Genomic DNA, 14,561 nt, shown 5'->3' with positions numbered 1-14,561 from the left:
GAACAACTATCCGCAATCGCGCGAGCGCGAACAATTCGATCGACGAGGCGGCAACGATCTCAATCCCTATACTCAGGATATCGAATATGAAGCGCGCATTCTAGAGAAACTCAGCTTTATCGATGAAATTTTGACTCGGTATGCGGATCGCGCGATCGATCCGCTCAGATCGAGCTTAGGGGAACGTGCGATCGATTTTATGGCACCACCAGAACCACCAGAACCACCAGAACCACCTAGTTCCCTATCGATCTCTAGACCGGCCTCTGCACAACAGAATCGCCAACGAGCGGCCAACCTCACCCAGCCAAATCCTACACCCAGTCGCCGCCAGTCTAATCGTATGTCCAATCGACTCGAACAATCGAACGAAAACGTCAATAATGACAAAAAAGCCGTAATCGATATCTCGATCATCAATACGTTTCGGCGCATCCAGCAAGATCTCAATCCCAACGCTGACGTTCAAGTGCTCGAAAACTATCGCTTCAGCCAGAGCAAAACTAGAACATCACTGCGATTTATATTGATGATGATTTTAGTGCCCCTGCTCGTGCAATATATCTCCAAAATCGTCGTCGTCGGGCCTGTCGTCGATGCCTATCGCAGCTACCAACATGCAGATGTGTTCCTGAATGTCAACCTCGAAAAAGAGGCATTTGAAGAGATCGAGACATTTGAAAAGCAAATCAAATTCCAGCAACTGGTAGGATTGGCACCCAAGCTCACCCCCAAGCAACAAGAGGAGCAAATTAAGCACAAAGCCGAGCAAGTCAAAGTAAATTTCTACCGCAAAAGTTCCGAAGCCGTCAAAAACTGGTTTGCAGACATCCTTGCCGTCATCACCTTTTCGTGGTTGATTACTCATAGCAAACAACAGATCGAGATCCTCAAATCATTTTTCGGCGATCTGATTTATGGACTCAGCGATACCGCCAAAGCCTTTATCATCATCCTGCTTACCGATACCTTCGTCGGCTTTCACTCGCCACACGGCTGGGAAATCATCCTCGAAGGTACCGCCAAACATCTTGGCATTGCCGACAACAACGGCTTCAACTCGTTATTTATCGCCACCTTCCCCGTCTTGATGGATACCGTCTTCAAGTACTGGATCTTCCGCTACCTCACTGGACAGTCGCCATCATCGGTAGCTACCTATAAGTCAATGAATGAGTAACATCGCGATCGCGTTCAAACAAGAATCGACAGACTATTTATTATATATCCCCAACCTCCTGCAAGAAGTTGGGGATATTACATTTTAGGGCTTAATTGTACTTGCGATCGCGATCGCCAAAACTTAGTGATAAAAGTTCGACTCAGCAGCTCTCAACAGTAGAGTCAGTCAGATATCTATCTTTTTATTTTAATTAATTTAGGTAGCGATTCCCGCACAGCTAAAGGGTTTGAGAGGAGGATAACCGTCACTTGCCAAGATATTTAAAAAAAGTTGGTTAGGGGTGATAGGTAACTTGAAAGAAGTGGGTAAGCTGAGGACACGAAGCAAAGAAACAAACAACCCCAACCTTGCAGGAAACAACTAAAATGAGAACCGAACTACAAGCTAAATTCATCCAATTCATCAACAACCGCAAACAAAGCGAAAAAGGTTTCACACTCGTAGAATTGTTAGTTGTCATCATCATCATTGGTATTTTGGCTGCTGTTGCCTTACCTAACTTCCTCAACCAAAACGCTAAAGCTAAACAATCCGAAGCCAAACAAAACGTTTCGGCAATCAACCGCGTTCAAACTTCTCTCCGTACTGAAAAAACCGCTTTTACTAGCACTTTCGACGTCTTGGCGATTGGTGCATTAGCTGGTAACAGTGATACTGCTAGTACTGTGAACTACACTTACACCTTGACTGGCACTATCGATACTGCTACTGTCATCGCTCAGTCCAAAGATACTTCGCTTAAGTCTTACACTGGTGGTAACTTCCGTTACACCAACACTGCTAGCCAATCCACTGTTGTTTCTGCCGTGTGCGAAACTCTCCAACCCGGTACTGATACTGCTGTTGTACCTACCTTCGCTGAAGCTGCTGGTGTTGCTACTACTACTTGTGGTACTGCCTTCACTCAATTGGGTACATAGATTCTCGCTCGGATTGGCACTGCTAATTCTTGGCGATATCCGATCCTAAATCACCTTAACAAGACCCATTTATTTTTAAGTTCGCAAAACCTTGAGAAGGAATACTGTGACCGAGAGAGTAAGTGGGTTTTTAAAATCCGATCTGGAGTGAATAGGTAAAACTAAATTCTCAGCAGCTACAATTTTTCTAAACCATGTTATTTTAATATAAACTTTTTTAAAGCTGATATTTTTAGTAGAAAATTATCTAGGATTAAGCTATAAACGTATGAAAATTGAATTTCAATCTAAATTTATCCAACATCTAAGTCGCAAACAAGGTGAAAGAGGTTTTACGCTTGTCGAGCTGTTAGTTGTCATCATCATCATTGGTATTTTAGCCGCAGTTTCGCTACCCAGCTTTCTCAACCAAAGTGCTAAGGCAAAACAATCCGAAGCAAAGCAGAATATTGGAGCGATCAATCGGATTCAAAGTGCATTGCGCGTTGCCAATACTTCTTTTGCAAGTACCTTTGATGCCATAGCACTTGGTTCGTTAGCTGGCAGTAGTTCTACCGCTACTACTGATAACTACTCTTACGCATTAACTGGTACTATCGATACCGCAACTATCGTGGCTCAATCAAACGATACTTCGCTCAAATCTTATACTGGTGGGAACATACGTTATGCAAACACTCAAAGTCAATCTGTCGCTACTTCTGCCGTTTGTGAAACTCTATCACCAGGTACTAGTACTGTGGCTACACCGACATTCAGCATCACGGCTGGTGTTCTCACGACTAGTTGTGGTGCGGGAATGACTCAATTAGGTACTTAAATTTGTTAGCGAACGGGATCGTAATTATCGCCAACATTCCAGACAGTCAACTTGAAGCTGATTTTTAATAAGTAATTTTACTAGTAGTCGAATTTTAGATTGGTATCGATCGGGTAATTTCTCGGATCTAATTGTAGAGTACTCACAAGTATACTCTAAACTAGAGCAGTTCTAAAATTATCTACCATCTACCCCATATTTATTCATGCAGGTATCTATCGATCGTGCTAAATCGAGTTCTATCGATCTTTCGGTTGTTGACAATTCGATCGAGTCGATCGAATTTTATGAGGCAGCAATCTCAACAGATGAAACGATCGCGAGTAACTACTGGTATTTGGGAGTAAGTTATTTACTAGCAGGTAGAGAAGAAGATGCTCAATCAGCATGGATGGTACCGCTATCGGTAGCTACCGAAACCGAAATCGATATTTATACTGAAGATCTAAGCGGAATTTTAGAGCGAGAGGCTCACCAGCAAGCAGAAAATTCAGAGTTAGAAAAAGCTTGGCTCTTACGACAACATCTGTGGACGATTGCGCCAGATCGGATCGATAATATTTTACAACTGATTTTAATCGCCAGTGCGCTCGATCGATTGACAGAAGAACTATTGGTCGAATGGCAAATTGATGAGTTATTAGAGACAGCAACGATTGGGACTATTAACGATCGACTATTAGATAAGATAATTTCAGCTTTATTACTAAGCGAAGATTTATTTACAGACCTTACCCTAAGTATAATCGATCGGTGCTTACAATTGACAGCCGATCTACGCCATTTAATTATTCCTAACGTGGTGTGTACTGCATTTCAATTATTTTTTCAAAAAGAGGCTGGTTTCTTCTCTCTTAAATTGACAGAAATATGTCATGCATTAGTACCTCAAGATCTAAATACACTTCAAGTTTTAGTTGGCTTATATTCAGGACTTTCAGTACACGATCGAGCAATTTCTTGTGCTGAGCAATATTATGAACTAGCTCAACATCAGTATCAACGGCTTTTTAGTAGTTATTTAATTCAGAAATCTTATCTAACTGCTGGTAACTGGCAAAACTATTTATCTAGAGTTATACAGCATCGCGATCTCGTGTATCAGGTGGTAACTGCTGTGGCAGAATCTTCTTCAGCTAAGCCAGAAAATCACTTCATAATATCATCCTTTTTTAGCTCCTGTACTAACGATGAGCCTCAGATCGATCGACCTCTCCAAAATCAAATTGCTAAAATATATCAAAACAGTCTTCCTGTACTAAATTTTGAGCCTAAGTTTGATACATCTTTAGCCAAAAAGTCTGGTATTCTTCGCATTGGTTATTTAGCTTCTACTTTAAGATCTCACTCTGTAGGTTGGTTGAGTCGGTGGTTATTTCAATATTACGATCGACAGTCTTTCCAAGTTTTTATCTACTGTATCAACCAAAATGAGCGAGATCCATTCAATCATAAATGGTTTCGAGATAAAGCTGATGTTAGTTATTATTTTAATAGTAATCCACTACATCTTGCTCGCGAAGTAGTTACACAAATTAAAGCAGATGAGATTGACATTCTCATCGATTTAGATAGTCTTACCTTCGACTTGAGCTGTCAGATAATGGCATACAAACCAGCTCCGATACAAGCAACATGGTTGGGTTTCGATGCTTCTGGAATTCCGGCGATCGATTATTTTATTGTCGATTCTTATGTTGTCGCTGAAGATGCTCAAGATTACTATCAAGAAAAATTGTGGAAATTACCGCAAACATATCTAGCTGTAGATGGATTTGAAGTTGGCATTCCCAATATCACTCGTCAAGAGTTAGATATTCCTGCGGATGCCGTAGTTTACTTTAGCAGTCAGGGTGGTTACAAACGCCACCCCGATAATATTAGATGTCAGATGCGGATTATTGCCAATGTGCCTGGTAGCTACTTATTAATTAAAGGTAAAAGCGATCCTGAGATGGTTCGGGATCTATTTGGCAAAATTGGAGAAGAGGAGGGTGTTAGTTTAGATCGCTTGCGGTTTTTACCTGGCGTTCGCGATGAATATACGCACCGTGCTAACCTGGCAATTGCCGATATCGTCCTCGATACTTTCCCATACAATGGTGCGACTACTACGTTAGAAACTCTGTGGATGGGTATCCCGATGGTGACGCGGGTAGGCAAGCAATTTGCCGCGCGTAATAGTTATACTTTCATGCTCAATGCTGGGATCGAAGAAGGAATTGCCTGGACTGAGCAAGAGTATGTCGAGTGGGGAATTAGATTAGGACTCGATCGTCATTTACGTCTAGAAGTTCGTGAAAAGTTGCGTTCTGGTCGTCAAACTGCACCTGTTTGGAATGCCCAGCAGTTTACACTCGATATGGAGCAAGCTTATCGAGAAATGTGGGCAATCTATCAACAAAACAACTGGCAAATCGGCAACCTTCACGAGAATAACTAATCTATGCAGGCTCTAAATCTAACTTCAATCGATTTCGATCTTCAATTTGAATCGGCATTTTTAGATCGAACTATCGATTATTACGAGACAATTATCACACAAGGAGAAGACCAAAACCAAAATTATTGGAATTTGGGAATTGCCTATTTACTTCAACAGCAAGAAGTTGAAGCTCAAGCTACTTGGTTTATTCCATTCGATCGCTCATCCGAGCTAGAAAGCGATATTCTCACTCATGAATTATCTACTGCGATCGATCGAGTTGCCGCTCGAAAATTCGCAGAAAATAATCTCGATGAAGCATGGCTAATTTGTCAGTATTTGCGAGAAATAAATTCCGCTCATGTGGACAACTTATTCCGTTCGATTCTCTTAGAAGTTAAATTCGGAAGATTTACTCCCGAAACATTAACTGAATTTCAATATATTGAAATATTAACTGATGCCACCGAACAGGATATCGATCGAGAACTTTTGCAAAACTTACTCGAATCAATATTGTTATTTCCCAGCATACTAGTATCTACATTTGTTCGGCAATGTTTGTCGATAGTTCCTAATTATAGACTCGACTTAATTATTAGTATCGCAAACGCAACTCTGAATTTAAATCATCGATTTGGTGGAAGTTTATTTTTAGTTGACATCATAGAAATTTGCCTAGAGTTTCAACCTAATAATATTAGAATTCTCAATGTTGGTTCCACTTTAAATTGCAGTTTAAATAATTACAAAAAAGCCATAGATATTGGTTTTCATGCTTACAATTTTTGCGAAAATTTAACCGATCGAATAATTGCTAATTTTAGCATCATTAGAACTTTGCTTAGTGCTGGTGACTGGTTAAGTGCTAAGTCAATTGTAGCGAGACATTATCAGTTACTTGAAGATTTTGCAGGCAGCAATCATGAAAATTTAGCAGTACATATCAATCAATCTTTGATAGTGTCATCTGTGTTCTTCCCGTGTGTTGAAGATAGACCTTCATACTTTCGGCCACTTCAGAATCAAATTGCGCATAAGTATCTTCAATATAATCAGACTTTACCTTCGATCGATAACATCGAACCAGTAGCATTACCAAAAGAAGCTGGCATTATTAGAATTGGCTATTTAGCCTCTACGTTGAAAAGTCATTCTGTTGGGTGGTTGAGTCGTTGGTTAATGCAGAATCACGATCTCAAAAAATTTCAAGTTTTCACATATTGCATCAACCATAATCCCGACGATCCTTTCTATCAGCAATGGTTTCGAGATCGATCTCATGTTAGTTACTGTCTTGCTCCTCATCCTGATTCTATTGCTGCACAAATCAAAGCAGATAAGATCGATATTCTGATCGAATTAGATAGCCTGACGCTGAATACCACCTGTAAAGTACTAGCTGCCAAACCCGCACCAGTGCAAGTTAGTTGGTTGGGATGGGATGCAACGGGTTTGCCGACTGTCGATTATTTTATTGCCGATCCTTATGTCTTGCCAGATAATGCTCAGGAATATTATCAAGAAAAGATTTGGCGATTACCGCAGACTTATTTAGCGGTAAATGGTTTTGAAGTTGGTATACCCACACTAAAAAGACGAAATTTGAATATTCCTGATGATGCGGTTGTTTATTGGAGCGGACAAAGAGGCCACAAACGTCATCCCGAAACAGTAAGATTGCAATTGCGGATTTTGAAGTCGGTACCTAACAGTTATTTTCTTATCAAAGGCGATACAGATCCCACGATTATCCAGGAATTTTTCGGTAAAATTGCCGCAGAAGAAGGTGTAGAATTCGATCGATTGCGGTTTTTGGGCAATGTTGCTGACGAATATACTCATCGAGCCAATCTGGCGATCGCGGATGTCGTGCTCGATACTTTCCCCTACAATGGAGCCACCACTACTCTCGAAACCCTGTGGATGGGAATTCCGATGGTAACTCGGGTAGGACAACAATTTGCGGCGCGCAATAGTTATACTTTCATGCTCAATGCGGGGATTGAGGAAGGTATTGCCTGGAATGCAGAGGAATATGTCGAGTGGGGGATAAAATTGGGACTCGATCGTGAGTTAAGATTGGAAATCCGCGACAAGTTACGCATCGGACGCACTACTGCGCCTGTCTGGAATGCCAAGCAGTTTACGCTAGACATGGAAGAGGCTTATTGTCAGATGTGGGCGATATATCAAGAAAAACAGCCGGAAGTCATCGCAGATTACTCACATAATTAATCCAGAAAATCGACTAAAAAATCGAGGTAGGGGTACTTGATAAATTACCCTACCTCGATTTTTTAGCGTCAGATCGTATCTACTATTTAGGCAGCAGTTTCAGCAACTGCAACTTTTTCTACAGACGCCTCTGCGACTTTAAGTCTGGCTTCTTCGGCCAAAAATTCGGCTAATTGAGTGCCAATTTCCCGGCGCACGATGCCTCGGTATTCTAAGAAATGTTCGATTTGAGCGCAAACACCCAAATAGCTACCTACCCCACCAGGATTGATCTGTTGCATACTCCAAAGATTGCGCCAGAACTGCCAACGGGTAGAACGCACCACCCCTTGTCGCCAACAGATGATGAGCAGAGCGCGAAGTACCACCCAACTAAATGGTTTCTTGCGACCTTTGCCTTTATCGGGATAGGTAGCGGTACCGAGTGTCAGGAAGTGACGGTAAGTGCGATCGAGGAACTTAGATGGCTCGTATAATTCATCGAAGGCATCCATATACTCGCAGGCAATTTCTTCTAAGGGACGAGTCGGGACAAAATTCATCAATGTGGTTTGATTGATATTTGCACCCTCGACACGCATTCGGCCTTCTTTGGTCAACCGATGCCACAAAGCGGTATCTGGCAATGCTTGGAGCATACTAAATACAGCAGTAGGAATATCGGTCTGCTCGACGAATTTAACGATTCGGTTGCCCGCACCTGTTTTTTCGCCGTCGAAGCCGATAATAAAGCCAGCCATGACGCGGATGCCCGATTTTGTGATGTTATTCACTGCTTCGCTGAGGGAACTGCGGGTATTTTGGTGTTTTTGAGTGAGTGCTAAACTCTCTTCATCGGGGGTTTCAATGCCTAGGAAGACGGCTCCAAAGTTACATTTGACCATCATATCCATCAGCTCTTGGTCGCCTGCTAAATCGACGGAGGCTTCGGTCGCAAAGGAGAAGGGATATTTATGTTCGATCATCCAGGGCAATAATTCTTTGAGCAACAGTTTGACGTTGCGTTTGTTGCCGATGAAGTTGTCATCGACCATAAAAATACTCCGCCGCCAACCCAATTCGTAGAGATAATCGAGTTCTTTGAGCAGTTGTGCTGGTGCTTTGGTACGGGGTTTGCGACCGTAGAGGACGATGATATCGCAGAACTCACATTGGAACGGACAGCCGCGCGAAAACTGCACGGACATTTCCGCATAAGCATCGAATTCCAGCAGTTCAAAGCGAGGAACGGGGGTGCTGGTGACATCGGGACGTTCGCCATTGGGCGCGCGGAAGATGCCAGACATTTGGCCTTGATTGATGGCTTCGACAAACAACGGAATCGTCAGTTCGCCTTCATCTAAAATTAGATAATCTGCCCCCACCTGGGTAACTTCATGGGGTAAGGCAGTAGCATAAGGCCCACCGACGGCGACGCGCTTGCCCCTGCGTTTGGCTTCTTGAATCTGGGCGAGTAAATCTGGTTTTTGCACGATCATCGCCGAGCAAATTACCATTTCCGACCAACTCCACTCAGCTTCGGTTACTTCCCGAACGTTCAAATCGACGAGCTTGTAGTTCCACTCTTGAGGTAGGATGGCAGCGACGGTAATCAGCCCCAACGGTGGGATCAAAGCTTTGCGACCCATTAACTCGATCGTTTTCTCAAACGACCAAAAACTCTTAGGGAATCGGGGATAGAGGAGTAAGACGTTCATAATACAATCTCCAAGTAACGGCATTCCCCGTTAGGTGGAATGATGGACGCATATATCTGCTGACCCTAGTTTAATTGGTTTTGTTTCTTTGACAACATATTTAACCCAAAAACTTTCGCAGATCGAATTCGGCTGGTGCTGTTGAGGTAGGATCTTCGCCATTAGAATTAGAGGCAGATCCCATCTTGCCGTGTGGCATTCGTTGCTTTGCCTCAACTGAGAGCATCAGTAAAATTCGCTCGGTATAGTCTACCGCACCACACAATTCTCGATCGAGTAAATCCAATCCACCATTGGCATACTCTTCAAAGATCCCAATCCGCTGCTGTTCGACGTCGGCTCGATTCGACATGGGAGAGGCTCCGCCAACGGGTGAAATTACATTAATATTTTCGGTAGCTGAGATCGCAATCAATTTCAGTACCGGATCGTAACCCCGCGCGATGAAGATCTCAATACTAATCGGCCCTGGTTCTTTTTTGGAGATTTCGCCCAGAGGTATGCGCTGGTTGTGCTTGGCACCTAATACTGCTGCGAATAACATTACATCCGCATAAGTTTGGAAGGGGCTATTATTTTCAGTCGATGCAATTAACGATTTGACTAATTCGGCTTTATCTTTGGCAACTCGGATACGGTTTTCTGACATAGGCGTGGGGAGTGAGGAGTTGGGAGTTGGGAGTTGGGAGTGGGGAGTGGGGAGTTGGGAGTGGGGAGTTGGGAGTAGATGGGCTTTAGATAAACATTAATTTCTTGAACATTAGCAACGTTAGAGTTGGGGATAGTATAAAACGGGGCTGTCGATCGCGATCGATTAAACTTCGATCGAGGGTAAATATCGAGCGATTCGGTTGCGGGAATGCTCTTTGCCTAGTAGCTACGCCAACGATCGAAGAAAGCACTAAAATGAATGGTATAGAGTCTAAATCTACTCCCAACTCCCAACTCCCAACTCCCAACTAACGTACCTTTATTCAGCCTGCTCCATCACGATATGAATATTCTCAGCGATTTACTTTTGCAAAAGCAGCAACCCACCCGCGAAAAGAAGCAACAAAAGGGCATCCAGATTAAAACCGAGCGGGAAATCGGCATCATGCGCCAATCTTCGCGGATTGTGGCAACCGTGTTGAAAGAAATCATGGGTATGGTAGAGCCAGGGATGACTACCGCAGATTTAGACGCTTATGCTGAGAAGCGGATTCGGGAAATGGATGCGATTCCTAGCTTCAAAGGGTTGTATGGATTCCCCGCCTCGATCTGTTCGAGTATCAATAATGAAGCGGTGCATGGCATCCCCAATCGGAAAAAAGTTCTCAAACCAGGAGATGTGCTCAAAGTCGATACAGGAGCCTTCTTTCAGGGATTTCATGGCGATTCTTGCGTGACCATTGGGGTCGGTACCGTCAGCCCCGACGCTGCTAAATTAATTAAAGTTGCTGAGGAAGCACTCTACAAGGGCATAGAACAGGTCAAAGAAGGTGCTTACTTACTGGATCTTGCTGGCGCAATTCAAGACCATGTAGAGGCAAATGGCTTTAGTGTGGTAGAAGATTTTACCGGACATGGCGTCGGACGCAACTTGCACGAGGAACCATCAGTATTTAATTTCCGCACGCGCGAGATGCCCAATGTCAAATTGAGAGCGGGAATGACGATCGCGATCGAACCGATTATCAATGCTGGCTCGAAGATTACGAAAATGATGCCAGATAAATGGACGGCAGTCACGATCGATAAATCTTTGTCCGCTCAATTCGAGCACACTGTCTTGGTAACCAAAGATGGTTATGAAATTTTAACCGATCGCAATTTGGTCTAATCGGTTATTAATTTATTAGCGACCCATATCCCCGACTTCTTTAAGAAGTCGGGGATATGTTTTGTGCGATTTCTTCAAGAAATTGGGGATGCGTTTTGTGCGGTTGAGAAAGTAGCATAAGCCGATCGTTAAGCCACTGGATATCGATCCACAATGGAGCATAAGCAAATATAAACACGAGAGATATCTTATGTACGGTAGCATCGCAGTTTTTAATTCTGGATTGCTGTTTCTGGCTCTATTAGCCTTTGGTTTATTAAATTGGTTTCAGATGCCAACGGGTAGTTTATGGGACTGGGCGATCGGGATTGGAATTTTTGAATGGACGATTTTAATCGTTACAGTTCCCTGGAATATTTATTTTAAAGCAAAAGACGTATATCAGACAGGCAAAGACTCTCAACTTCAAGGTATCGAGGTCGAAGATCGATCGATTCAATATGCGAGTGGTATTGCGAATAAGTCTTTAATCGTCGCGATCGGGTTGCATTTAGGTACGGCGATCGGATTATATTGGTTGGCAATTAGTGGGATTACACCTTTAGGTTATTGGAGTTCGGTTGGCGTACTTTTACTCACACTATTACGTCCGGCAATTAGTACTTATGAGTATCTAGCCGAACGACTGAGTGGAATGCGACAACAATTTACTTACCCCCGCAATGATATTATCGAACTACGCGACAGGTTTCATACCTTAGAAGATCGAGTCGCTCAATTAATGGACAAGTTAAATCCTGACGAAGATGATTCGTGGTTGAGTCAGCAAAATTCTCGGTGGGACACCAATCGCTCAGAAATCTCCAAACTAACAGTTGCGATCGCGGATCTGCGTGCGAGTAACGAACTAGAGCATCAACGATTAGCTCAAGAAGCCAAACAAGCCATCTCGCAAATTACCGTTGACGGACAATTTCTCGAACACGCTCGCGAACTGATTCGCTTCTTTAAAACAGCGTGAATTAGTCGATAGTGAGTAGTGGATAGTGAATAGTTAAATCGGTTTTCGACTACTCGATCGATATATAATATCGGGAATATCTATAGAATTCACTCGCTAATTACTATCCACTGTCTTGATTTGCTGCTTGGTGCATTTCCACGATCGGGAGACCCGACCGGAAATGCATCCGCAAACCGCCGGGAAACAAAGGCGTGCGCAAGTCGCTATCCACTATCCACTATCCACTATTCACTCACTTATGATTCCCGGCGAAATTATTGCCAGAGATGGCGAAATCGAACTAAATAGCGATCGTGCTACCCTTCAGATTGCAGTCGCAAATACAGGCGATCGACCGATCCAAATTGGCTCTCACTACCACTTTTATGAAGTTAATGCCGCTTTGAGATTCGATCGAGCGGCAACCAAAGGAATGCGCCTCGATATCCCAGCGGGTACCGCAGTCAGATTCGAGCCTGGAGACGAGAAACAAGTCCAATTAGTCGCGCTCAGTGGCTCTCGCGAAATCTATGGCTTTAACGCGCAAGTCGAAGGTAGACTCGAATAAATGGCCACGATCGGCATAGAGCAATGTGTTTTTCGATGTGCCGCTACCGGATGATGTGAATCGCTGCGTTCTCTTAACGATCGGGGTGTTTGCCCAAGAATCGCTCGATTAAAATAATAGCGACCAGATCGTCGATCGGGCGGGGTGGTTGGCGCATCCCTTGAGGAATTAAACTGGTAAAAAAGTTAGGCGGATACATCTGCCAATAGCGATCGCGTGCTTGGAGACTACTATACCGCTCGTCAACTAAAGTAATTGGTAAATTGGGGAATACTGCTGTTAACTGTTGTTGCCATTGTTTCGCGGTAGTTTGGTCGCCCATCACAATCCGACTGACGTTATACTGCTGACATAGATTGCTAATCTGTGCAACGACCTCGGCTGTCAACAGTACTTGATGGTAAAGTAAGGCTCGATCTCCATCCATCACTGCTACTCCACACTTATCCTTACCCGGATCGAATCCTAAAATTGTCTCTTGGCGATCTGTCATGAGGTTTTTGAGTAGGAATAAATAAATATTAATAGATTAGAATCACCTGAAACCTTTCTGGTGGGCAGTGCCCACCCTACTAGGCTGAGTTTCCAGTCCCTCTCTCCCAACTCCAAACTCCCAACTCCCTCATGCTCGATCGCATTCACTCTATCGCTACCAATCTCGCACCAAGATTGATTGAAATTCGCCGTCACATCCACGCGCATCCCGAATTGAGCGGACAGGAATATCAAACGGCTGCTTATATCGCGGGGGTATTGTCGGCGGCGGGATTGCAGACACAGGAATCGGTGGGGAAAACGGGTGTTGTCGGCGAACTGGCTGGTGCGGGTACAGATAATCGCCTGTTGGCGATTCGGACGGATATGGACGCATTACCGATCGTCGAGCGGACGGGGTTGCCATTTAGCTCCAAAAATCAGGGTATCATGCACGCTTGCGGTCATGATGTGCATACTACCGTCGGCTTGGGTACCGCGATGATTTTGGCAGAATTGGGCATGGAATTACCCGGTACGACGCGCTTTATCTTTCAACCCGCTGAAGAAATCGCGCAGGGAGCCTCCTGGATGGTCGCTGACGGGGTGATGAAAGAGGTGGATAGTATTTTTTCCCTTCACGTATTTCCATCGATTCCAGCAGGCTCGATCGGGATTAGGTACGGAGCCTTAACCGCCGCTGCTGACGATCTGGAAATTACCATTATCGGCGAATCCGGACATGGTGCCAGACCCCATGAAGCCGTGGATGCGATCTGGATCGCCTCGCAGGTAATTACCGGACTGCAACAGGCAATCAGTCGCACCCAGAATCCATTACGCCCGATTGTATTGACGATCGGCACGATTAGCGGTGGGCGCGCTCCTAATATTATTGCCGATCGCGTGGAGTTATCCGGTACGGTTCGATCGCTCCATCCCGATACACATGCAACGCTCCCCGATTGGATCGAGCAAATTGTTACCGATATTTGTCGGACTTATGGTGCGAAATGCCAAGTTAATTATCGGCGCGGCGTCCCTTCCGTACAGAATGATATTGCCTTAACTCAGATCCTCGAATCGTCCGCCAGAGCCGCCTGGGGCAGCGATCGAGTCCAAATCTTACCCGAACCCTCCCTCGGTGCGGAGGACTTCTCTGTATACTTGCAACATGCTCCAGGAACGATGTTTCGCTTGGGTGTCGGTACGCCCGATACTAAGAATCATCCCCTCCATCATCCCCAATTTATGGTGGATGAGTCGGCGATTATTACTGGGGTGGTGACGATGGCATATACGGCATATCAATATTGGCAAACTAGTTGATAGTCGATCGCTGATAGTTTGAGTAGTTTTAGTCGCGTCAGATTAGTTAGTAGGGTGGGCACTGCCCACCAACTAGGTTTCAAACATAATTTATATTTACAAATAATTGCACATACCTACTTCTGTCTCTTATACACATCTG

12 protein-coding genes are annotated in these 14,561 nt (G+C 44.1%); 9 read left to right on the top strand and 3 right to left on the bottom strand.

The features are described from left to right. From C7B77_RS10135 to C7B77_RS10115, 5 genes are all read left to right on the top strand, one after another. Window positions 1–1,180 (top strand): proton extrusion protein PcxA (locus C7B77_RS10135; RefSeq protein ID WP_106303665.1); only part of this gene is annotated, 1,180 nt, incomplete at its 5' end. Window positions 1,181–1,548: 368 nt separating this feature from the next. Beyond that, window positions 1,549–2,103 (top strand): type IV pilin-like G/H family protein, encoded by a 555-nt coding sequence (locus C7B77_RS10130; protein ID WP_106303662.1) that lies wholly within the window; start codon window positions 1,549–1,551, stop codon window positions 2,101–2,103. Window positions 2,104–2,371: 268 nt separating this feature from the next. Further along, complete coding sequence (locus C7B77_RS10125; protein ID WP_106303659.1) at window positions 2,372–2,923, top strand: type IV pilin-like G/H family protein; 552 nt, start codon at window positions 2,372–2,374, stop codon at window positions 2,921–2,923. Between the two features lie 205 nt (window positions 2,924–3,128). Beyond that, window positions 3,129–5,366 (top strand): O-linked N-acetylglucosamine transferase, SPINDLY family protein, encoded by a 2,238-nt coding sequence (locus C7B77_RS10120; protein WP_106303656.1) that lies wholly within the window; start codon window positions 3,129–3,131, stop codon window positions 5,364–5,366. 3 nt (window positions 5,367–5,369) lie between these two features. Further along, on the top strand, window positions 5,370–7,586 hold the full coding sequence (locus tag C7B77_RS10115; protein WP_106303654.1) for an O-linked N-acetylglucosamine transferase, SPINDLY family protein: 2,217 nt from the start codon (window positions 5,370–5,372) through the stop codon (window positions 7,584–7,586). Between the two features lie 86 nt (window positions 7,587–7,672). On the opposite strand, the gene C7B77_RS10110 is transcribed toward C7B77_RS10115, so the two are convergent. After that, the gene (locus tag C7B77_RS10110; protein WP_106303651.1) at window positions 7,673–9,283 is read right to left on the bottom strand and encodes a B12-binding domain-containing radical SAM protein; all 1,611 of its coding nucleotides are present in this window, start codon (window positions 9,281–9,283) and stop codon (window positions 7,673–7,675) included. 100 nt (window positions 9,284–9,383) lie between these two features. Next, a complete protein-coding gene (locus C7B77_RS10105) occupies window positions 9,384–9,932 on the bottom strand; it encodes a DNA phosphorothioation-associated protein 4 (RefSeq protein WP_106303670.1) in 549 nt (182 codons plus the stop codon). 345 nt (window positions 9,933–10,277) lie between these two features. Between C7B77_RS10105 and map the strand changes: the two genes are divergently transcribed. From map to C7B77_RS10090, 3 genes are all read left to right on the top strand, one after another. Next, window positions 10,278–11,105, top strand: a complete 828-nt coding sequence (gene map / locus C7B77_RS10100; RefSeq protein ID WP_106303649.1) for a type I methionyl aminopeptidase — start codon at window positions 10,278–10,280, stop codon at window positions 11,103–11,105. A gap of 190 nt (window positions 11,106–11,295) precedes the next feature. Then, window positions 11,296–12,066: a hypothetical protein gene (locus C7B77_RS10095; protein ID WP_106303646.1), complete on the top strand. Its 771-nt coding sequence runs from the start codon at window positions 11,296–11,298 to the stop codon at window positions 12,064–12,066. 241 nt (window positions 12,067–12,307) lie between these two features. Then, window positions 12,308–12,616: an urease subunit beta gene (locus C7B77_RS10090; protein WP_106303668.1), complete on the top strand. Its 309-nt coding sequence runs from the start codon at window positions 12,308–12,310 to the stop codon at window positions 12,614–12,616. Window positions 12,617–12,689: 73 nt separating this feature from the next. Here the strand turns inward: C7B77_RS10090 and C7B77_RS10085 are convergent, their stop codons facing one another. Further along, window positions 12,690–13,109: a pre-16S rRNA-processing nuclease YqgF gene (locus C7B77_RS10085; protein WP_106303643.1), complete on the bottom strand. Its 420-nt coding sequence runs from the start codon at window positions 13,107–13,109 to the stop codon at window positions 12,690–12,692. Between the two features lie 131 nt (window positions 13,110–13,240). On the opposite strand from C7B77_RS10085, the gene C7B77_RS10080 reads away from it, so the two are divergent. Beyond that, entirely contained in the window at window positions 13,241–14,419 is a 1,179-nt protein-coding gene (locus tag C7B77_RS10080) for a M20 family metallopeptidase (protein ID WP_106303640.1), read from the top strand. Window positions 14,420–14,561: the final 142 nt, after the last annotated feature.

Origin of the sequence: Chamaesiphon polymorphus CCALA 037, assembly GCF_003003845.1 — a bacterium.
GTDB lineage: Bacteria > Cyanobacteriota > Cyanobacteriia > Cyanobacteriales > Chamaesiphonaceae > Chamaesiphon > Chamaesiphon polymorphus.
The sequence above is the reverse complement of the archived record's forward strand: the minus strand, read 5'-3'. Positions and strand labels throughout refer to the sequence as shown.